This window comes from Pseudomonas putida (assembly GCF_003228315.1).
Taxonomy (GTDB): Bacteria; Pseudomonadota; Gammaproteobacteria; order Pseudomonadales; family Pseudomonadaceae; genus Aquipseudomonas; species Aquipseudomonas putida_S.
In genome coordinates this window covers 6,748,112-6,768,419 of record NZ_CP029693.1, presented here as the reverse complement: position 1 = coordinate 6,768,419, position 20,308 = coordinate 6,748,112, and the positions used below count along the sequence as shown (strand labels likewise).

23 protein-coding genes are annotated in these 20,308 nt (G+C 58.8%); 6 read left to right on the top strand and 17 right to left on the bottom strand.

The annotated features are described in order from the left end of the window. Positions 1-12 precede the first annotated feature (12 nt). Together DKY63_RS31690 and DKY63_RS31685 are read left to right on the top strand one after the other, a co-directional pair. Positions 13-1,308 (top strand): DUF1254 domain-containing protein, encoded by a 1,296-nt coding sequence (locus DKY63_RS31690; RefSeq protein ID WP_110967746.1) that lies wholly within the window; start codon positions 13-15, stop codon positions 1,306-1,308. A 78-nt stretch (positions 1,309-1,386) separates the two neighbouring features. Next, on the top strand, positions 1,387-2,208 hold the full coding sequence (locus tag DKY63_RS31685; RefSeq protein ID WP_110967745.1) for a transporter: 822 nt from the start codon (positions 1,387-1,389) through the stop codon (positions 2,206-2,208). Here DKY63_RS31685 and DKY63_RS31680 read toward each other — a convergent pair. The 3 genes from DKY63_RS31680 to DKY63_RS31670 are packed head-to-tail and all read right to left on the bottom strand — an operon-like array spanning position 2,186 to position 4,365. Continuing rightward, the gene (locus tag DKY63_RS31680) at positions 2,186-3,196 is read right to left on the bottom strand and encodes a saccharopine dehydrogenase family protein (RefSeq protein ID WP_110967744.1); all 1,011 of its coding nucleotides are present in this window, start codon (positions 3,194-3,196) and stop codon (positions 2,186-2,188) included. The two genes, DKY63_RS31685 and DKY63_RS31680, sit on opposite strands and share 23 nt — an antisense overlap. Then, positions 3,193-3,594, bottom strand: a complete 402-nt coding sequence (locus tag DKY63_RS31675; protein WP_110967743.1) for a VOC family protein — start codon at positions 3,592-3,594, stop codon at positions 3,193-3,195. Before DKY63_RS31675 ends, DKY63_RS31680 begins: the two co-directional genes overlap by 4 nt. 27 nt (positions 3,595-3,621) lie before the next feature. After that, positions 3,622-4,365, bottom strand: a complete 744-nt coding sequence (locus DKY63_RS31670) for an SDR family NAD(P)-dependent oxidoreductase (RefSeq protein WP_110967742.1) — start codon at positions 4,363-4,365, stop codon at positions 3,622-3,624. A gap of 138 nt (positions 4,366-4,503) precedes the next feature. On the opposite strand from DKY63_RS31670, the gene DKY63_RS31665 reads away from it, so the two are divergent. Further along, the gene (locus DKY63_RS31665; protein ID WP_204354381.1) at positions 4,504-5,424 is read left to right on the top strand and encodes an AraC family transcriptional regulator; all 921 of its coding nucleotides are present in this window, start codon (positions 4,504-4,506) and stop codon (positions 5,422-5,424) included. Positions 5,425-5,600: 176 nt separating this feature from the next. Then, a complete protein-coding gene (locus DKY63_RS31660; RefSeq protein ID WP_110967741.1) occupies positions 5,601-5,909 on the top strand; it encodes a hypothetical protein in 309 nt (102 codons plus the stop codon). A 97-nt stretch (positions 5,910-6,006) separates the two neighbouring features. Here the strand turns inward: DKY63_RS31660 and DKY63_RS31655 are convergent, their stop codons facing one another. The 11 genes from DKY63_RS31655 to DKY63_RS31600 all read right to left on the bottom strand — a co-directional run bounded on the left by DKY63_RS31655 (position 6,007) and on the right by DKY63_RS31600 (position 15,014). Continuing rightward, complete coding sequence (locus tag DKY63_RS31655; RefSeq protein ID WP_110967740.1) at positions 6,007-6,438, bottom strand: glycine zipper domain-containing protein; 432 nt, start codon at positions 6,436-6,438, stop codon at positions 6,007-6,009. Between the two features lie 130 nt (positions 6,439-6,568). After that, the gene (locus DKY63_RS31650; protein WP_110967739.1) at positions 6,569-7,246 is read right to left on the bottom strand and encodes a DUF3313 domain-containing protein; all 678 of its coding nucleotides are present in this window, start codon (positions 7,244-7,246) and stop codon (positions 6,569-6,571) included. A gap of 361 nt (positions 7,247-7,607) precedes the next feature. Further along, positions 7,608-8,417: a transporter substrate-binding domain-containing protein gene (locus tag DKY63_RS31640; protein WP_239499354.1), complete on the bottom strand. Its 810-nt coding sequence runs from the start codon at positions 8,415-8,417 to the stop codon at positions 7,608-7,610. Beyond that, positions 8,414-9,589: a M20 aminoacylase family protein gene (locus DKY63_RS31635; protein ID WP_110967736.1), complete on the bottom strand. Its 1,176-nt coding sequence runs from the start codon at positions 9,587-9,589 to the stop codon at positions 8,414-8,416. The genes DKY63_RS31640 and DKY63_RS31635 overlap by 4 nt, the downstream gene beginning before the upstream one ends. Positions 9,590-9,634: 45 nt before the next feature. Beyond that, positions 9,635-10,402: an ABC transporter ATP-binding protein gene (locus DKY63_RS31630; protein ID WP_110967735.1), complete on the bottom strand. Its 768-nt coding sequence runs from the start codon at positions 10,400-10,402 to the stop codon at positions 9,635-9,637. A gap of 11 nt (positions 10,403-10,413) precedes the next feature. Then, complete coding sequence (locus DKY63_RS31625) at positions 10,414-11,127, bottom strand: ABC transporter permease (protein WP_110968028.1); 714 nt, start codon at positions 11,125-11,127, stop codon at positions 10,414-10,416. A 2-nt stretch (positions 11,128-11,129) separates the two neighbouring features. Then, positions 11,130-11,819 (bottom strand): ABC transporter permease, encoded by a 690-nt coding sequence (locus tag DKY63_RS31620; protein WP_110967734.1) that lies wholly within the window; start codon positions 11,817-11,819, stop codon positions 11,130-11,132. A gap of 92 nt (positions 11,820-11,911) precedes the next feature. Further along, complete coding sequence (locus DKY63_RS31615) at positions 11,912-12,682, bottom strand: ABC transporter substrate-binding protein (RefSeq protein WP_110967733.1); 771 nt, start codon at positions 12,680-12,682, stop codon at positions 11,912-11,914. A gap of 55 nt (positions 12,683-12,737) precedes the next feature. Further along, positions 12,738-13,562, bottom strand: coding sequence for a phytanoyl-CoA dioxygenase family protein (locus DKY63_RS31610; RefSeq protein WP_110967732.1), 825 nt, complete (start codon positions 13,560-13,562; stop codon positions 12,738-12,740). Between the two features lie 119 nt (positions 13,563-13,681). Further along, positions 13,682-14,527, bottom strand: coding sequence for an S-formylglutathione hydrolase (fghA, locus tag DKY63_RS31605; protein ID WP_110967731.1), 846 nt, complete (start codon positions 14,525-14,527; stop codon positions 13,682-13,684). Positions 14,528-14,630: 103 nt separating this feature from the next. Continuing rightward, on the bottom strand, positions 14,631-15,014 hold the full coding sequence (locus DKY63_RS31600) for a VOC family protein (protein ID WP_110967730.1): 384 nt from the start codon (positions 15,012-15,014) through the stop codon (positions 14,631-14,633). Between the two features lie 243 nt (positions 15,015-15,257). On the opposite strand from DKY63_RS31600, the gene DKY63_RS31595 reads away from it, so the two are divergent. Continuing rightward, positions 15,258-16,166 carry a LysR family transcriptional regulator gene (locus tag DKY63_RS31595; protein ID WP_110967729.1) on the top strand — a complete coding sequence of 303 codons (909 nt, stop codon included), beginning with the start codon at positions 15,258-15,260 and terminating at the stop codon, positions 16,164-16,166. Between the two features lie 189 nt (positions 16,167-16,355). After that, positions 16,356-17,240 (top strand): glutathione-dependent disulfide-bond oxidoreductase, encoded by an 885-nt coding sequence (yghU, locus tag DKY63_RS31590; protein WP_430523138.1) that lies wholly within the window; start codon positions 16,356-16,358, stop codon positions 17,238-17,240. A 232-nt stretch (positions 17,241-17,472) separates the two neighbouring features. Here yghU and DKY63_RS31585 read toward each other — a convergent pair whose 3' ends face one another. The 3 genes from DKY63_RS31585 to DKY63_RS31575 form a co-directional block, all read right to left on the bottom strand. Further along, positions 17,473-18,261: a DeoR/GlpR family DNA-binding transcription regulator gene (locus DKY63_RS31585; protein ID WP_110967727.1), complete on the bottom strand. Its 789-nt coding sequence runs from the start codon at positions 18,259-18,261 to the stop codon at positions 17,473-17,475. An 83-nt stretch (positions 18,262-18,344) separates the two neighbouring features. Then, positions 18,345-19,259 (bottom strand): ROK family protein, encoded by a 915-nt coding sequence (locus DKY63_RS31580; protein WP_110967726.1) that lies wholly within the window; start codon positions 19,257-19,259, stop codon positions 18,345-18,347. Then, complete coding sequence (locus DKY63_RS31575; protein WP_110967725.1) at positions 19,256-20,287, bottom strand: SIS domain-containing protein; 1,032 nt, start codon at positions 20,285-20,287, stop codon at positions 19,256-19,258. Before DKY63_RS31575 ends, DKY63_RS31580 begins: the two co-directional genes overlap by 4 nt. Between the last annotated feature and the right edge of the window lie 21 nt (positions 20,288-20,308).

Here is a 20,308-nt window from a genome sequence, read left to right as displayed (position 1 = left end):
AAAGGAGTCTTGATGAAACCCATGGTGCTTGGAGCAGCCCTGCTTTCGCTTGCCCTGCCGGCCTTTGCGCAAATCCCCGACAAACTGGCCGAAGATGCCTATATCTACGGCTATTCCATCGACGAGGCCTACAAGTTCTTCTACGAAACAGCGGTCAAGACCCATACCCCGCTCAACCGCTTCCAGAACATCCGTCACCTGGCCGACGACACCTACGTTGACCACCCCACCATCAACAACGACACCCTGCACCTGCAGGGTTGGCTCGATGTGGCGGCGGAACCGGTGATCATCAGCGTCCCGGAAATGGACAAGGGCCGTTACTGGATCCTGCACACCATGGACATGGGCCACTACACGACGTCCATGATCGGCTCGCGTACCCGCGAAACCAAGGGCGGCCACTTCATGTTTGCCGCGCAGGACTGGAAGGGCGAAGTACCAGGCAGTGTCACCGAAGTGATCCGCGTCGACTCCAACCTGGTGAAGTTGATGGGGCGGATCATGGCCACGGACGCCGAGGACCAGAAAACCGCGCTCAAGTACATGGACGACTGGAACGTCCGGACACTCTCCGCCTACCTCGGCGAACCCGGCCCCAAGGCCAAGCAGCGCACTTATCTGGACCCGGCGAAAACCAACTGGCTGCAACGGGTCAATTTCGTCCTGTGCGACGGCAGCATGGCCAAGGCCGATAAAAAATGGCTGGATCAGTACAAAGCGATCGGCCTGGAGCCCTGCAAGAAAGACTTCACCAAGGAGCAACTGGCTGCCGCCAAGAAAGGCGAAGCACTGGGCCTGAAGCACATCAAGGACCTGGCGCCCAACCTGACCACGTCGGGCAAATCCCTGGGCACCCGCGAGCAGTTGGGTGACGGCCCACGCGACCTGTTTGCCGTCGGCACCTATGTCGGGCAATGGGGCCTGCCGCCGGACGAGAGCGTCTATCTCAAGGAAGGGACCGCCAGTGATGGAAAAAACATCAACGGTGCCAACGGCAAGTCCTACCGCATGACCTTCAAGGCGCCGGATGTCAGCCAGTTCTGGTCCTTCACGGTATACGCCTCGGACAACCGTTTCATGGCCCACAACGCCATCAATCGCCACAGCCGCGGTGACCGCACGTTGAAGCCGGATGCCGACGGCAACTACACCATTGAGATGAGCGCCAAGGGTGACGAGAGCAATCCCAACTACCTGCCCATTCCGGAAAAGGATGCGTACATCGTGATGCGTCTGTATGGCCCGAGCAAAGAGGTGCAGGAAGGCAGCTACAAGTTCCCGCCCATCGAAGTGACCTCGCACTGACGTTGGAACAGGTTGCCCTCCCGCCCGGGAGGGCAACACTCTGCGCCGCGCGCTTTCGTCGACTACAGGTGAACAGCCATGGATCTGGAAAAACGCTGGAGATACACCTCTTCGACACTGATCGCCTCGCTGTGCTGGGTCTCCGTGGCCCACGCCGATGATTCGGCAGAACTGGCGAAAAAAGCCCTCAACCCGGTGGCGGCCATGTACAGCCTGCCGGTGCAGTACAACTGGGACCAGAAAATCGGCCCGACCGGTGAAGGCATGCACAGCGTGACCAATATCCAGCCGGTATTGCCCTTTACCCTCAACGACGACTGGAACCTGATTTCGCGCACCATCCTGCCCGTCATCGACCAACACGGCCTGGCACCCGGCGGTGCGGCGGACAAGTGGGGAGTCGGGGATATCACCCAGAGCTTTTTCTTTTCGCCCAAAGAACCCACGGAAAGTGGCTGGATCCTTGGCGTCGGCCCGGCCATCCTGATTCCCACCGGCAGCGACAAGTTGCTCGGCAACGAGCAATGGGGCATGGGCCCGACCGCCGTTGCGCTGCAACAGGAAAATGGCTGGACCCACGGCATACTCGCCAACCACATCTGGGGCCTGGAGGGCAGCCCGCCGGACGACAAGGACAAGGTCAACCAGACCTTCCTGCAACCCTTCCTCTCCTACACCACCCACACACTCACCACCTACGGGGTGAACACCGAATCCACCTACGACTGGCAGACGCGCGAATGGTCGGTGCCGATCAACCTGACGGTGACGCAACTGCTGAAAATCGGCGGCCATCCATTGACCGTGCAAGCCGGACCGCGCTACTGGCTCGACTCACCGGATGACGGCCCTCAAGGATGGGGATTCCGGGCAGCGGTTACTTTTTTGTTTCCGCGTTGAGGTTCGCCAACTCCTGATTGGTGATGGTTGTCCCGTCGATGGTCTCGGCAAACCCACTCCCGAATACCCGTCCAGGCGTGTCAAACCCCGGTCGTCGTTCGCCATTCAACACTCGCCGTGCGGCTTCAACCGCCACCAACGGTGTGTAGGTGTAGCCGTTGACGGTTTCAATCACCGAGCGTGCCACGTTGCCATTGGCGCCTGAGACTTCCACCACCGCCCGGGCACGATGCGCTTCGCGTTGTTCAACACTGGGGCCGTCCGGCAGTTGCGACAGATCGCCCTCGGGGAATGCATCGCCGCTGACGTGCACGAACATGGCGATGTCGGGAATGCCGGTGGAATGCCAGCCGGTGACCAAATCGCCGAACGACAGCGGCGCGCACAGCACCGGGCCGTCACCGAAATCGAAGTGACGCGGCTGCGCATCCGGGGTCGCGACGAGTTGACCACCCACCCGCGCCAGAAGGCCTGCATTCATGATCTCGCCGACACTCAAGGCCGATCCCCGTGACATGGAGCCTGCAACCTGCAGGGCGATTCGTAGTGAATGCGGTTGCTGTACCCGTCGAGCGACCTGCATCGCCAGGCAATCGGTCGGCACCACGTCCCAACCGACCCCGGGCAGTAACATCACGCCCGCCCTGGCGGCCTGAGCCCCCAGTTGCTCCGCCAGCCGATAAACATTGATCTCCGCCGTGATGTCCAGATAGTCGACCCCGGCCTCGATACAGGCCTGCATCAAAGGTGCCGCCGTCTGTGCGAATGGCCCGGCGAAGTTCAGCAGTACCGCGATGCCCTCCAGGGACTTCGCGGCGTGAGCATCCGAATCGAATACCCGGTAAGCCACGTCCAGTTGCGCGGCGAGTGCTTGCAGTTTTTCGGCATTGCGCCCGCCAATGACAAGGTCCATCCCCTGCCCTTTGGCATGCTCGGCCGCCATGCGCCCGGTGTATCCCGTCGCGCCGTAAATCATCAATTTTTTCATGAGGTGTGCTGCCAGTTCTTGTAGACGAATTCGAGGCTGTAACCGTCCGGATCGAGGACGTTGGCAGCGTAATAATTCGGGTCGTAATGCAGGCGTGCACCCGGGGCACCATTGTCGACCGCACCACTGCGCAGGGCAGCCGCATAGGCCGCGTCGACTTCGGTCTTACTGCTCGCCACAAAGCCGACATGCACCGCCCGCCCCTCTACCACGCCTTCACGCAGCCAGAAAAACATGCGTCCATTGGCACCGAAGCCTTTCAGATCCGGATGCCCTGGCGGTCCGTCCCGGCCGTCGTAATCGAGCCTTGCGGTGATGCCCAGCGGGGTCAGTGTTGATGTGTAGAAATCGATGGAACGATCGATGTCACTGACCGACAGAAAAATGTGATCAAGCATGGGGAAGCCTCGCACTCGGATAGCGATTCAAATGAAATAGCCGCCCGCCACTTCGATGGATTGGGCGTTGATCCAGCTTCCTTCTTCGCACAGCAGCATGGCGATGACTCGGGCGACATCCTCTGGCTCACCCACTCTGCCTAGTGCAGTTTGTGCGGCCAGCAACGCCTCGAACTCATCATTCAAACCGCCACCCAACTCCGTACGAATGGCCCCGGGCGAGACCGCGTTGGCGCGGATGCGCCGACCGGCGAACTCCTTGGCCATGTAACGGGTCAACACTTCCAGCCCGCCCTTGAAGGCCGCATAGGGCGCCACACCGGGGGTGGCAACGCGAGTCGTGGCGCTGGTCAGATTGACGATGCTGGCGCCCTCGTCCAACACAGGCAGCAAGGTTTGCGTCAGAAAAAACGGGCCTTTGAGGTGGACACCCAACAGGTCGTCAAACTGCGCTTCGGTGACCGATGCCAGGGGAGTGAACTGACCGTGACCCGCGTTGTTGACCAGACCTGCCAACGTATCCACGCCCCAGGTTGCCTGCAGAGTCTGCTGCACGCTTTCACGGAAACGGCTGAATTGGCTGACATCCGCCACGTCCAGTTCAAGCGCCACGGCTTTGCCGCCCGAGGCCTGGATACGCTGGACGACGGATGTCGCCGCCTCGACATTGCTTTTGTAGGTCAGGATGACCCCCATGCCGCGCCGGGCACAGTGCTCGGCCGTACTGGCGCCGATGCCCCGACTGCCGCCGGTAATAACGATAACGCTCATGCGCTGCTCCAATGTCACTGAGGTGAGTCACCACAGTAGCCCTGTGCATCGCGGCGAGCGCAGCCGTTCCTGCCCGATACCTGCCTGTTTCTGCTTTTCGCTTGCGTGCCCGTATCGGCGTGAGTTCAGATGAACGCCATGAAAACCCAACTGACAGAACTTCGCGCCCTGGCGTGCCGCGCCGAAAACCGCCGCACGGATACGGGTATCCCGCGCGTCGCCATGGTTCAGGGTGAAATCCCTGAACACCTGTTGGCCGCCGTTTACGAACCGATGATCAACCTGATTCTGCAAGGCAGTAAATCAATGACCATCGCCGACCGCACGCTTCGATACGACCCGGCGACTTACTTTGTGATGTCCATCGACCTGCCGGCGGTCGGCCAGGTTCACCCCTCGGCAAGCGGCGAACCTTATCTGGCGGTCAGCCTGACCCTTGATCCGGTTGTCTTGACCACGCTGCTGGCCGACCTGCCCAAGCCCCTCGGACAGCATGAACAGGAAGCCGGTTTTTCGGTGGCCGCCGTCACGCCCGAACTGATGGATGCCTGGGTGCGCCTGTTGCGCCTGATGGGCAAGCCCGAAGAAGTCGCCGCCCTTGCACCGGTCTACGAGCGGGAGATTCTGTTCCGGGTCCTGCAAGGTCCCCATGGCTGGATGCTGCGCGACATCGCGGCACCCGACAGCGCCATGGCGCGGGTCAACCTGGCCATTGCGCACATTCGCCAGGACTTTGCCGAACCCATTCGGGTCGATGCATTGGCGCAACTGGCGTCAATGAGCGTGTCGGCCTTCCACCGACACTTCAAGGCCGTCACGGCGCTCAGCCCCTTGCAGTATCAAAAGCGGGTGCGCCTGCTACAGGCCCGGACACTGATGGTGGCCCATGCCAGGAGTGTCACGGGCGCGGCGTTCGAGGTCGGCTATGAAAGCGCGACTCAGTTCAGCCGCGACTATGCCCGGGTGTTTGGTTTGCCGCCGTCGAGGGATGCGGCGCGGATGCTTGGGGAGATCCGAAGCAATCCGGGCGGGGGCCGAAGCACTTCAACTGGCCGGTAAAGTTCTGCCGGCGGCTGGCAACCGGTTGCCGCGCTCATCGGATGATAGGCGCCGGCCTGTAGTCCGACCTTCTGAAATTCGCCCCTTCCACAGGGTTTTCTCGACGTGCAGGAGTTGGCCTGATGCTTGCCTTATAAATTACGCAAGACATTTATTAGTCAACGGAGACCCCCTGAATGAACATCAACGGATCGATCGGAAATCACATCTATAACGCTGGCACCAAACACCAGAAAACCAACCTCGACAATCAATCGACCACCCGGGATGTTCTGCCCGCCCAGTCGCCAAAGTCCACGGCGGCGGGGTCCGACGCCTTTTCGTCAAATTTCAATGAGGCGGTGGCAAAGGCACACATTCACGTCGTGACCCCTCAACCGATACGCCTGATGTCGAAGGCCGAGGTGGACACCAGGCTCCAACATGCCTTGACCGGCACCAGGGTGGCCTGGGTTGATGAGACGAAAATAATCGCCGGTGAATGAGGTAGCAGATATAAAAACGCCCCCGTGCATTTGGACGGGGGCGTTTATTCAAACTTCACTGTCGCTGGGTGGCGCAGCCATACGCAAGACCTGACGATCAGTCGTGATGCTTGTGTTTATGCTTGTTTTTATTCTTGTGTTTGTGGTCGGAGTGGCCGGAGTGATGGTCATTATCGTCGGCCATACTGTTGCCGACCGCACCACCGGCCGCGCCGCCCAGGCCTGCGCCGATGAGCCCGCCCGTGCTGCCACCGACGCTGTTGCCGATCACCTGGCCACCTGCGGCACCCAGTCCGCCGCCAATGGCCGACTCGGTCTTCTTGCCGCTCTTGGCCGTCATCGCGCCACCGGCCGCGCCGCCTACACCGGCTCCGATCGCCGCGCCGGTGCTCCCACCCATCGCCTGACCGACAACGCTGCCAAGCGCGCCACCGATACCGCCGCCGACCGCCGTATTGGTGGTTTCACCGGCGAACGCGTATTGAGAGACAAGAAGGCTGAACGCAACGACAGACAATGATTTAAGCATCTGACAGACCTCGGAAAATCAAAAGAGCCGGAAAGTCTGTTGATTCGAACCCGTCAGGTCAATGGGTATCGGAGCGTGCATTAATCTGGATCAATCAATCGCCGCGCAGGAACACCGTTTATCGAGTCCTTCATCTGTTCACGAACGTCCAGAGATCGGTGTTCATTTTGTCGATGGCGGCTTTGAAGTCTTTGGTGGTGATCTTCTGACTCTCGTTTTCCAGCTGGCTGCCGAATACCTTGCGCACCACCTTGGCCATCGTCTGATGGGTCCTCGCGTCAATGAACTCGGCTTCGATGTACAGATTCGTGTCCTGGTCCCGATGCCCGGTGGCGGCCTGTGTCGCGCCGACAACGGCGGCGATCGGCATCACTTCATACCACTTCATGCCTTCGTTCGACGCGCTGACGCCGGTGATGGCCGCGCGCAGGATCAGCGGGTGTGATCCTGCCGGTGCAGCGGCCGCGCTGGAGGCCCTTTTGTATTTGCGGCCCAGCACGCTTTTGGCCGTCCTGGACATGTAGTACTGCAAGTCGGCCAATGTCTGCCGGTTGACCTGCTCATTGGGTTTTGGCGCCGGATAAAACTCCAGCGTCCTGAACGCGATGGTGTCATAGGCATCCGGGTTCCACGACGGGCTCACCCAGCGCAACGACTTCTCACCCGTGGTGGTGGTCACTTCCTTCAGGTCGCTGTAGTTGGAGAGGTAGCCGGAGTATTGCTCGCGCTCTGTGACCTGAGAGGTACAGCCGGCGAGTAGCAGGCCGGTCAGTGCAACGCCGACAAACAGTTTATGGACCAGGGTCATGGCGGGTTCACTCCACGGTGAAGACAGGTTCCGTCAACAGAACAACTGAAACGCCAAATCGTGTTTTCAGTCACCGCCCGGGCACCGCCCCACCCCACTTCGCAGCAAGGTTCAATTGCGAGGTTGTAGCAGCGCCAGCACGATGGTCGACGAAGCAAGGATAGCCGTAAGAATCAAAGGCCCCTTGGCAAAAGAGGTATCAAGGCGGGTTGCCACCTGAGACGCGTGTGTTCTGGCGCTGGCGGCTAAGCGTCTTGCGCAGGTGTTGGCGGCGAGTGAGTGACTTGCAGGGCTTCGCATTTACCGTGCTCTACCCGCTCGTAATTACCCACTCCCCGCTGAGCTCATTCGCGACGCAGACTCAATCGCCGTAGACATTGAAGCTAAAGTACCGGCTGGCGATCTTGTCGTACTCCCCCGACTCCCGGATCGCGACGATCGATGCATTGATTTTCTGCACCAGGTCGTCCTGCCCTTTTCGTACGCCGATCGCGACACCGTCTCCAATGATGCTCTTGTCCGTGATCGGTGCCCCGGCAAAGGCGTAGCCCGCGCCTCGAGGCGTTTGCAGCAGCCCGATATCGCCTTGAACCGCCGCCTGGAAAGACGCTTGCAGGCGACCTGTGATCAGGTCCTGAAAGATCTGATCCTGAGTCTGGTAAGACTGGATGCGCGCACCTTTCGGGGCCCACACGTTTTTGGCGTAGGTTTCCTGCAATGAGCCCTGGATGACCCCGACCGACTTGCCTTTCAACGAGTCGTCGTCCGGCAGAATTCCGGAATCGGCTTTGGCAATCAACGCAGACGGGGCCACGTAAATCTTGTTGGTGAAGTCCACCTGTTGACGGCGCACGGGGGTGGCGCTGAAGGCCGAGAGGATGGCGTCGAACTTCCTGGCCTTCAAAGCAGGGATCATGGAGTCAAAGTTCTGCTCGACCCATACGCACTTGACTTGCAAATTTGCGCAGATGGCTTCCCCAAGTTCGATGTCGAAACCGCTCAGGGAACCATCGGGCATCTTCTTCTCGAAGGGTGGATAGCTTGGGTCTACGCCGAACTTCAGCGTGGGCTCGGCTTGAGCGCCGAATGCAGCGAAAAGGGATGCCAGGGTGAATGCAGATGCCACTTTCTTGTTCATGTCAAAGCCTCGCTCTACGGGTTTGATATTCATGCATCTTTCTGGAGAAAACGCTCGGCCAGACGGACCCAATACTCGGCGCCGCGCATGAGTATTTCGTCGTTAAAGTCGTACCGGGGATCATGGATCATGCAGCCCCCTTCCCCGTCTCCATTGCCCAGAATCAAGTAGCAGCCCGGCCGCTGTTCCAGGAAATAAGCGAAGTCTTCACTGCCGTTGAAGGGGGTGATGTTTTCCAGCACTTCAGCATCGCCCAGCCAGTCCCGCGCCACGCTTGCGGCAAATGCGGTGGCGGCAGGGTCATTTACCAGCAAGGGATAATCGGCGCTGTATTTGATCTCTGCGGTGGCGCCGTAAGTGGTCGCCTGTGACTCGATCACCCGAGTGATATCGATCTCGAGCTGATCGCGAACCTGTCGATTGAGCGCGCGTACCGAAATGAGCATGTGTGCGCTGTCGGGGATCACATTGGATGCCCGACCGGCGTGGATCGCCCCCACGGTGATGACACTCATCTCCTGGGGAGAGACGGTTCTGGACACCAGCGTCTGCAAGGCCATGATGATGCTCGCGCAGACCACGATCGGGTCGACGGTCAGGTGGGGCATCGCCCCGTGCCCGCCCTTCCCCCGGATGGTCACATCGACCTGATCGGCCGAGGCCATGAAGGCGCCCGGGCGGAAACCGAAGGTCCCGGTCTTGTAGCCCGGCATGTTATGCAGGGCAAACAGCGCGTCACAGGGAAACTGCTCGAGTACGCCTTCCCTGATCATCTGTCGCGCCCCGGCCAGGCCTTCTTCCGCAGGTTGAAAAATCAGGGTGAGCGTACCATCGAAAAGACTTCGTTTTGCCAGGGCATAGGCCGCCCCCAGCAGCATCGCCGTATGACCATCATGGCCACAGGCATGCATCTTTCCGTCGACCTGACTGCGCCAGGGCAGGTGCGTATCCTCATGGATCGGCAAGGCATCCATGTCGGCACGCAACCCGATCCTGCGGGTTCCGCTGCCTCGGGTCAGCACCGCGACAATGCCGGTTTTGGCGATGCCGCGGGTCACTTCGTAGCCCCATGAGGTTAGTCGTTCGGCCACCAGATCGCTGGTCTGGTACTCCTCGTAGCCCAGCTCTGGCTGCGAGTGAATCAGGTGTCGTATCTGCAGGATTTCATCTTGCACTTCAAGCAGTTCAGGTATGGATGAGGACATTGGCGTGCTCCTGATGGGCGGATGCTGGAGAAATAAAGGTCGCGATCACTTTAATCGCCCCGACAGAAACTGACCCAGACGCTCGCTCCGGGGATTGGTCAACACCTCGGCAGGGTTGCCCTCTTCTTCCACCAGACCCTGGTGCAAAAACATGACGTGATTGGAGACGTTGCGGGCAAAGCCCATTTCGTGGGTGACCACGACCATGGTTCGCCCTTCCTCGGCCAGCGCCTGCATGACTTTGAGCACCTCCCCCACCAGTTCGGGATCGAGTGCGGAGGTGGGCTCGTCGAACAGCATCACTTCGGGCTCCATGGCCAGCGCCCGGGCGATCGCCACCCGCTGCTGTTGCCCGCCGGACATGTGGGACGGGTATTTCTTTTCAACGCTGCTAGCCAGCCCCACTTTGTCCAGGTACTTGCGGGCCCGTTCCTCCGCCTCCTTGCGACTGAGCCCCAAGGCCTGAATCGGCGCCTCGATGATGTTTTCCAACACGGTCATGTGCTGCCAGAGGTTGAAGTGTTGAAACACCATCGCCAGTTTGGTTCTGACCCGCTGAAGCTGTTTGCGGTCCGCCACGATCATCGAACCTGCAAGGTCCAGCCGGGTCTTGATCTGCTCACCGTTCACGGTGATGTTTCCGGCGCAGGGCTGCTCCAGAAAATTGATGCAACGCAAGAAGGTGCTTTTACCTGACCCGCTGGAGCCGATGATGCTGATCACATCGCCGGCTTTCGCATTCAGCGAGACACCTTTCAATACCTCGTGCGGGCCGTATTTCTTGTGGAGGTTTTCTACGTTCAGCTTGTACATCGTGCACTCCATCAATGTGTCTGAGGCTTCAAAAACGCCAGCCAGCGGGACTCACCCTTGCGGAACAACCAGATCAGCCCGAACACCATCACGGCATAGAGCACGGCCGCGACGCCAAAGGCTTCGAACGTTGCATAGGTTTCAGCGTTGACGTCCCGCGCCACTTTCAAGAGGTCAGGCACGGTGGCGGTGAACGCCAGGGTCGTGGAGTGCAGCATGAGGATGACCTCATTGCTGTAGGCCGGCAGCGCACGCCTCAACGCCGAGGGCAGAATCACCCGCGTGTAGACCTTGAACGACGACAGGCCGTAGGCCCGGGCGGCTTCTATTTCCCCATAGGGTGTGGCCCGGATCGCCCCGGCAAAGATCTCGGTGGTGTAGGCACAGGTGTTCAGTGCGAACGCCAGCAAGGTGCAGTTGAAGCCCTCGCGAAAGAACGCATCGAGCAAGGGCTGATCCCGCACATAGCTCAGGCTGTAGACGCCGGTGTAGAGAACCAGCAGCTGGATGTACAGCGGCGTGCCCCGGAAGACATAGGTGTAAAACCACACCGGTCCGCGAATGAACGGATTCCTCGCCACCCTCGCCACCGACATGGGGATCGAGAGCAGAAAGCCGATGGCAATGGTGGCCGTCAGCAGCCACATCGTCATGGCCACCCCGGACAGTTGATAGCCATCCGTCCACAGGTAGGCCTTCCAGTATTGGGCAATGAACTCATGCATGTTCATAGGTCCGCCTTCCTCACGCCAGCCGAGTAATGAACCTGCAGCCAGACCAGAACACCGTTGGACACGGTAGTGATCGCCAGGTAAATGAGGCCGCCGACCAGGCTGAAGTAGAACAGCTGCATTGAGCTTTTACCGGCGTCCTGGGTCACCTTGACGATGTCCGTGAGACCGATGATGGAGACCAGTGCGGTGGCCTTGACGACCACCTGCCAGTTGTTGCCGATGCCCGGCAGTGCATAACGCATCATTTGCGGAAACATGATTCTGCGAAACGCCCTGCTTGGGCTCAGGCCGTAAGCGATCGCGGCTTCGTGTTGCCCGGCATGAATCGATTGATAGGCACCGCGAAACGTTTCGGTGAAGTAAGCGCCGTAAATGAAACCGAGGGTGATGACCCCTGCCAGAAACGGATTGATGTCGATCTGATTGAAACCCAGGGCCTCGGTGATGTTGTTCAAGCCCATTTGCAGGCTGTAGAACAACAGCAACATCATCACCAGATCAGGCACGCTGCGGATCAGCGTGGTGTATGCCGTCGCGAGATTTCGCAACGTCCGATTCCTTGAAAGTTTGGCGGATGCGCCTATCAAACCCAGCACGACCGAGAACAGCATGGACAGCACGGCGAGTTTGATCGTGGATATTGTCCCGTCGAGAATCACCGACCCGAACCCTTCCAGAAACATGGCTCTCGTTCCTATATGAAATGATCGTGGGCAATGGGCTCTCGGGAAAAAAGCGGGAGCCCATCGTCGAACTACGAAGAACAACCGTGAACTCAGTTGTAGATATCGAACGAGAAATACCGGTCGGCCAGCTGCTTGTACGTGCCGTTTTCATGCAACGCCTTGAGCGCGCCATCAACGGCCACCTTGAGTTCGTCATCGCCTTTGCGCAGCCCGATCGCAATGCCTTCACCCAGGATTTTCTGGTCCTTCACTTCTGTGCTGGAGAAGGTGTAATCCGCGCCTCTGGGCGTCTGGATAAAGCCGATATCCGCCACCGGCGCGTCGGTCAGCGTGGCGTCCAGGCGACCTGACATCAGGTCCTGATACACCAGGTCCTGGGTCTGATACGACTTGATAACCACACCACCCGGAGCCCAGGCCGCCTTCATGTAGGCCTCCTGCGTGGTGCCTTGCGTTACGCCCACGCGCTTGCCTTTGAGCGACTCGACCGTTGCATCGAGGTCGCTGCCCTTCTTGACGATGAGCTTGGTCGGGGAGTTGTAGAGGCGATCGGAAAAATCGATCTGCTCCTTGCGTTTTTCGTTGATCGACAGCGCAGACATGATCCCGTCGAACTTCTTCGCCCGCAGCGCCGGGATGATGCTGTCGAACGAGGTTTCGACCCACACGCATTTGGCCTTGAGCTGGGCGCAGATCGCGTTGCCCAGATCAATATCGAAACCCACGAGGCTGCCATCCGGCGCCTTGGACTCGAACGGCGCGAACGTCGGGTCCACACCGAACTTTATTTCCGTCAGGTCCCGGGCCAAGGCAGCGGACGAAACGACAGTGAGTACCGTAGCTAACACAATCTTTTTCATATTTTTATCCTGCATAGCTAGTCAATGGTGAGTGCGTGGGGCTTACCGGCCTGGATCAGGTCCTGGACCAGAGCAACGGGAACCGCGCGTGTTCCATCCTGGCCCCGGCCGCGAGTTCCGCTTCGAGCCCCGGGAAGTCGGGAGATGTTTTCCATTGCCGTGGCGCATGGGTCACGTCGTCACCGAGGAATCGCACCGAGAACGCACGCCGACGCCGATTGCCCCCCACCCCGCCAGAGGCGTGCAACGTGAGCATGTGGAAAAACACCACATCGCCCGGATTGAGCTCCCAGCCCAGAATGTTCCAGGCACTGCGATCGGCTTCGATGTCCGGCAGATCACTCAAAGTACCCTCGGGAAACCACTGGGCCTGGCTGTCCATGAAGCTGCGGGGCATCAGCCAGGGGCCCAGATGCGACCCGGCGACAAATTCCAGGGTCGATTCGCGGGCAACCGGGTCAATCGGCATCCACATGCTGCAGTTCTGGCGGCCATCGACGTTGTAGTACGGCTGGTCCTGATGCCAGGGGGTGCGTTGACGGGTGTTCGCTTCCTTGACCAGCAAGTGGTCGTGATAAAGCCTGGCGGTGTCACTGCCCATCAGTTGCGCGGCGACATGACCGACCCGGCTTTCGAAGATGAAGGTCTTGTAGGCATCGATGCCTTCCCAATTGCAGAAGTCCTCGAAAAACCAGCCGGGATCATCCGGGCGGCTGGCGACCTTGGCGCGAGGGCTTGGATGCCGAAGATTCTGCTCGATTCCGCTTTCCAGCAACGCCACCTCTTCGGGTGAGAACAGTTGGCGAACACAGACCGCGCCATCACGTTGAAAGGCCTCTTGCGTTCCGGCGGGAAGTTCAAAGGCTGAAAGTTTTTCCATTTGGCACCTCTAAGCAAATACGTTACTTATTAAATAAAGTTAATGTTCACTCGCTGCCATGCCACCGCCCAACGCGCACTGTCGACAGGCCGTTTAAATACACCGCCCACGTCTGGTGATTAACTCGCGAGTTTCTCGTAGTGATATCGAAGATGGTCTTCTATGAAAGAAGCGATGAAGTAATGACTGTGGTCGTAACCCTGGCGCACCCTGATCTCGAGCTCGCAGCGACTGTTGTTTATCGCCTTCAATAACGCACCGGGTTTCAGTTCTTCATCGAAGTATTCGTCGGCGCCGCCAAACTCCACGAGCATCGACACCTTCGACTGGCAACCGGCTAACAGCTCGCAAGCGTCCCATGACAGCCAGGCTTGCCGATCGGCACCCAGGTAGTCCGAAAAAGCCTGGATGCCCCAGGGCGAACTGGCGGGATTGCAGATCGGTTCAAACGCCGATATCGAGTGATACTTGTGCGGGTTTCGCAAGGCACAGACCAATGCCCCATGACCACCCATCGAGTGACCGGAAATGCCACACCGCCCCGACGTCGGGAAGTGTCGGTCGATCAATTCGGGAAGTTCCCCCACCACGTAGTCGTACATGTTGTAGTGAACGGACCAGGGTTTTTCGGTGGCGTTGACGTAGAAACCGGCGCCCTGCCCGCGCGTCCAGTCCTCGGGAGCCGGGTCAGGCACTTCGCTGCCGCGAGGGCTGGTGTCAGGCGCGACAATGATCAGGCCCAGGTCCGCTGCGACACGCAGCGCGCCGGCTTTTTGCACGAAGGTGTCTTCATTGCCCGTCAGCCCTGCCAGCCAATAAAGCACGGGGAGCCGAACGCCAGCGTCAGCCTGTGCTGGCAGAAACACGGAAAAGGTCATCTCGCACGCCACAACGCTGGACGCATGCCTGTACTTGTTTAAATGGCCGCCAAAGGCTTTGCTGCTGGAAATAAGTTCCATGGTCATCTCTCACGCTCGTGACAGCCGATTGTCGGCAGGATTTACCCTCCGGCATCGCACTCATGGGGGCCGAGCGAACGATCACTCGACCCTGCTGCCCTTCGTGGGCTCAGACGGGGCTGAAGCAGTAAGCGGCCAGCTTGTTGCCGTCCAGATCACGGGCGTACGCGGCGTAGGCATGGGGTGCCCAACCGCGAGGCCCCGGCGCGCCTTCACAGACTCCGCCAGCCGCCAGGGCCGCCTTGTGGAAGGCATCGATCGAGGCGCGATTGGGGGCTTCGAAACTGACGGTCACACCGTTACCGACACTGGCAGGCGCACCATTGGCAGGCTTGAGGACGAAAAAGGAAGGCGCGGCTTCACCCCAGATCGAACCGTTATCATCAAGATCGGCAATGCGCTTAAGATTCAACTTGCTCAAGACTTCATCATAGAAGTTGCGGGCTTTATTCAAATCATTAGTGCCAACACTGACGTGTGTGAAAATGGCCATGTTCATCTCTCTGTTAATTGTTATTTTTATTTTGCTAAAACATTACGCCGCCCGACTCGGCATCAGCGATGCCAACTTGTGGTTGATCCGATAAACCGGCGCAACTTCAAATTCGCAGTCGTTTCTTGCAAGTTTTCCTGATGCTTTGCGATGGGTAACGGCGCTGCTTTAACGTGATCGCAGTATTGCTTTTCGCCTCCGATAGGAAAAGAATATATTTCCTATTCTTGAGTATAAAAAAAATTGATAGGTTTCTCGTTCAGACAACTCGAGTACTTCGTGGCCGTCGCCGAGCATGGGAGCATCAGTGCGGCCGCCAGGGCGCGGCATGTCTCGCAGCCGTCCGTTTCCATCGCCATCTCGCAACTGGAGGATGCCGTGAACGAGCGCTTGTTCCGGCGCCAGGTCAGTCGAGGCCTGGAGCTGACGCCCGCTGGCACACGCTTGCTCAGTCAGGCCAGAGATATCCTGGGCATGGCGGCGAAAATGAGCGTTCAAGCCGACGCCCAGCCGCCCGTGCTGCGCGGAAACCTGTCGCTGATCTGCTTTCAGGATTTGGGCCCGTACTATGCCCCGCGCCTGCTGTCGGGGTTCAGAAAGGCGCATCCTGAAATCGAGGTCACGCTGTTCGAAACGGATCTGGCGGGCGTTCACAGGAGCATCACCGCCGGGAAAGCGGAACTGGCGCTCACCTACGACCTGGGGCTGGACCCACTGCTCCCCCGGCAAGTACTGGCGGAACTGACGCCGTATGCGTTGCTATCGACGGATCATCGCTTGGCCACGCAGGAGGCGGTCTCGCTCCATGAGCTGGCCACCGAATGCCTGATTCTTGAGGACATCGCCCAGACTCGCGAGTATTTCCTGTCGCTGTTCTGGGCCCATGACCTTCGGCCGCGCACCCAGCAATACACCCAGACCTTCGAAATGCAGCGAGGCCTGGTGGCTCACGGCTACGGCGTGGCGCTGTCTTGCACCCGGCCTGCCGGTGATCATTGTTATGACGGCACGCCCCTGACATGCCTCCCTGTCATCGAAGACGTATCACCTCAGCGAGTGGTGCTGGCCCAATCCCGGGCGATGCATCCCTCACCGGTCGCGGAAGCCTTCGTCAACTGGGTCGCCAATGACTGGCAAACACGACGCAACTGAAGCACCGCCGATCACATCATTTCAGCAGCCGAAATGGTGAATTGAGTTTGATGCGGGTTCCGCGCCTTGGCCCGTTGCTGGAGCATTGATTCGTCATTCGCCTTTTGGTGCGTCGTGCAAAACATAGCGGATGCAAAATCGCACCAAGCTGCTCGAAACCCCACCTGATGACCGCCTATGGAGTGTTCCGTGACAGACAACGCCCTCGATAATCAGCCCGCCGGGTATGTGCCGGATAAAGTCTGGCAGCCTAAAACCAACTACGGCGGTCAATTCGCAAGCATCAATCGCCCCGAGTCGGGCGCCAGGTTCGAACAGGCTCTCCCGGTCGGCAAACACCCGCTTCAGCTGTATTCCCAAGGCACCCCCAATGGCCAGAAGGTGACCATTCTGCTGGAGGAGCTGCTGGCTCTGGGGCATTCGGGAGCGGAGTACGACGCCTGGCTGATCGACATTTTCAACGGGGATCAGTTTGGCAGCGGCTTCGTCGGCATCAATCCCAACTCAAAGATTCCGGCGTTGGTGGACCTGTCCACAAACCCGGTTACGCCAGTCTTCGAGAGTGGATCGATTCTGGTCTACCTGGCCGAACGGTTCGGCGCATTCCTGCCCACCGAACCCCGGGCGCGCACGCAGACCTTCAACTGGCTGATGTGGCAGATGGGCACTGCGCCCTTCGTAGGCGGCGGCCTGGGGCATTTCTACGCCTACGCGCCGATCAAGATCGAATACGCGATCGACCGCTACGCCATGGAAACCAAACGCCAATTGCATGTGCTGGACACGCACCTGGCCGCCCATGAATACCTGGCCGGCGATCAGTACACCATCGCGGACATGGCCGTCTGGCCGTGGCATCCGGGCAGCCTGTTCGGCGTGTATGGCACCGCCGAGTTCCTCGCCGTCGAGCAATACACCCACCTCATGCGCTGGTACAACGCCATTGCCAAACGCCCGGCAGTGATTCGAGGCCGCATCGTCAATCGCACGTCGGGAGCCGCCGGAGAATTCTTGCCTGAGCGCCATGATGCGAGCGATTTTGATGGGTTGATGAAGGAACGGGTGAGCGACTAGGACGGGGGGAAGTCGATTTCTGGTTGTAGTGAATGTCTGATTTCGGCCAAAAGCGGTCGTTTAGCTCAGGATAAAAACACGTAGTGATTACAAGCAGGCGCAGCAGAGATAACGTCAAACCATCCAGATGATCCAAACGTTCATCTTCGCTGTATTGAGATGGAGAAAGGTCGTGATTCACACGATCCCAGCGCGACCTGAAGCCGTTGCTGCGCCAGGTTTTGATAATTCGCTACGAACTCACTCCACCTGCGACCTTACGGACCGATACAACCTCAAGCTTGTCGGCATAGCAATGGCGATGCTTGATAGTTTGCTGATCATCCGTAATGACTCTGGTAATCGCGTCCAGGCTACAAACATGCGAAAAGGCCTTGTATCCAAGCTTGGAGCTATCGGCTAGAACGATGGTCTGATTCGCCGAGGCGATCATCGCCTGCTTGATTGGAATTTCGACCGTGTTGATATTGGTGATACCACTTTCCGGATGCACGCCCTCAGCCCCCAGGAACGCCCAGTCAGTGTGGATGTTCTCGAATTTTTGCACGGTGTCGGGTCCCACCAGGGTGAACACATTGTTGAGCATCATGCCGCCAGCGACATGCAGGGTAATACTCGGGTGCTGGGAGAGCTGCATCGCGATCATCAGGTCATTGGTAATGACCGTGATGTTCTTACGCGCTTTCAGTGCCAGCGCCAACTGAAACACCGTCGAGCCGTTGTCGAGAATGATCGATTGACCGTCCTGGATGTATTCGAGTGCGGCCAAGGCAATCGCAGCTTTGCCCTGCTCATGCATGCTGCGTCGTACGTTGTACGGCGTATCACCTTGATCAGCATCCTGCGACGGAAGCACACCGCCGTGGGTACGAATCAGCTTGCCGCTGTTCTCCAGGAATGACAGGTCCCGGCGGATGGTGGAACTGTCGACCGAGAACATTTCGGACAACTCGGCGGCATTGACGTAGCCACGTTCTTTTATGAGTTCCACGATCTGGAGCCGCCGTTCGGACGCTGTCATTTTCTGCTCATTGACTGAAAGGGATTGCACGATTGCGTGCAAAGAGTAGCCATTTAACCCATTGAACGCAAAGGAGCCAACCGTCAAGACAAAAGCGCAGCGCCTATGGCACCCGCGCCATCACCCAACGCGGATATCACGATACGCGTGCTTAACTCGAAGCCTTTTGAACGCACCAACGATGCCTGGACCGCGTCTTCGTAGAGCGGAAAAAGCTGCGCCGCACTGCCGCTCAACACGGTCAGATCTGGCCCGTAGAGCGACATCAACGCCCCCAGGCCCCTGCCGACCTGATGCCCGTACTGCTGAAACAGCTGGGCGATACGGGAATCGTTTTGACAAAGGTCTCGATAGAAACCCAAGTCATGCTGCTCATAGGCGATACCAGGCGCCAGCCTCGTCAGTTCGGCCTGTAACCAGGTACGTGAGGCCAGGGTTTCCCAGCAACCGGACACACCACAGTAGCAAGGGGTGTCTGAGTGACCGACGGGAATATGCCCGCCTTCCGGGTGCGCACCGTTCGCCATTCGTAACGGCTGGCCATCGAGCAGCAAGGCCACGCCGACACCGGTTCCCAGCGTGACGGCGAGCATTCTTTTGCTGCCTGCACCGGCGCCCAAATGGAACTCGCCCAAGGCTGCCGTCACCGCGTCATTATCGATACGCACCGGCACCTGCAGATACGCCGACAACTCAGTTACCAGAGGCAATGCCGAAAACGTCGGCAATGTACTGGGGTTCTCGATGACCCCGGCCGCCGTATCCACCGGCCCACTGGCGCCGACTCCCAACGACAGCAGGGTTTTGCCGTTCGGCACAAGTGCGAGGATGACACGAGCCAATTCCAATGAGCGATTTTGACGGTCGAATCGCTCGAAGGAAGATGTGGACACGGTGACCGCAGCGATTTCTCGACGATTTTCAAGGATGACCACGCGAATGCCCGTGCCGCCGATGTCGACGCCAGCCCAAACACCACCCTCGCCTGCCCAACTCATAGTTTCACCGTGATCTTATTGCCATAGAGAAATTCACCCGGGACCAGGCCGCGTGCCCGCGCGAAGGTCACTGTAAAGTGCTGGATGTAAAGAATTCCGGCGATCAGGCGGGTCAATTCATCCTGCCCGCTGGTAGACAACAGTTCGCTTTGAGCATAAGCCTTTGGCCCGATGGTCACCACGGTCGTACCATTGGCGAGCAAATCCTGGGCGAGGGTTTCCAGGGTGCTGTCCGTGCCGTCACCGATCAACAAAGCAATCATGCCGGGGCCTGAGGTTTCCAGTGGTCCGTGACGGAACTCTCCGCCCAGATATCCTTCGGCCATGACCTTGCACGCTTCCTTCAAAATCAGTGCCCCTGTCATCGCCGTGGCGCCATCGGCACCAATTCCCACCAACGCCAAGCGCGGCTCAGCATTATCAAAAGCGATGTCTGTCAGTTGTTGAACGCGTTGGCGGTCCTTGATCAGGCTCGCCATGTGCTGCCGAAAATCGTGCAGTGTCGCCAATAGCGGCGCTTCACTTTCGCCCCGCAGCGCCAGGGCCACGCGGGCTTGTGCGACCAGGGTGTTGATGTAGCTTTTAGAGCTGACCGTCGCTTCAGCCCCGGATTTGAGCGCCACCAAAATATCGCAGGCCTGCGCCAGTGCGCTGTTTTCTGCGTTGGTGACACCAATGATGGTTTTCGGCCGTTTCGTACCGGTCAACTGCGACAACAACGACACAATCTCACCGCTCATACCGGACTGCGAAGTCGCCCACAACAAAGTGTTAGAGGTGATCAGTTGCGGGAAATCCAGCAAGCGGCCCGCATCGATGCGCCAGACTGGCAAGCCACGGGCAGCAAAGTCACGTTCGATTGGCAGCGCGGTGTAATCGGAAGAGCCCATGCCCGTGAGAATGATGCGGTCATAGGAGGCCAAGTCCAGTTCAGCCAGTGCGGCAGGCAACCTGTAAGCCAACTGATCATCCAACGCAGCGATTTGGTCGTTAATGTCGAGTTCATAAGGACTGGCAGAAAAAGGCATCAGAAAACTCCGAGATTATAG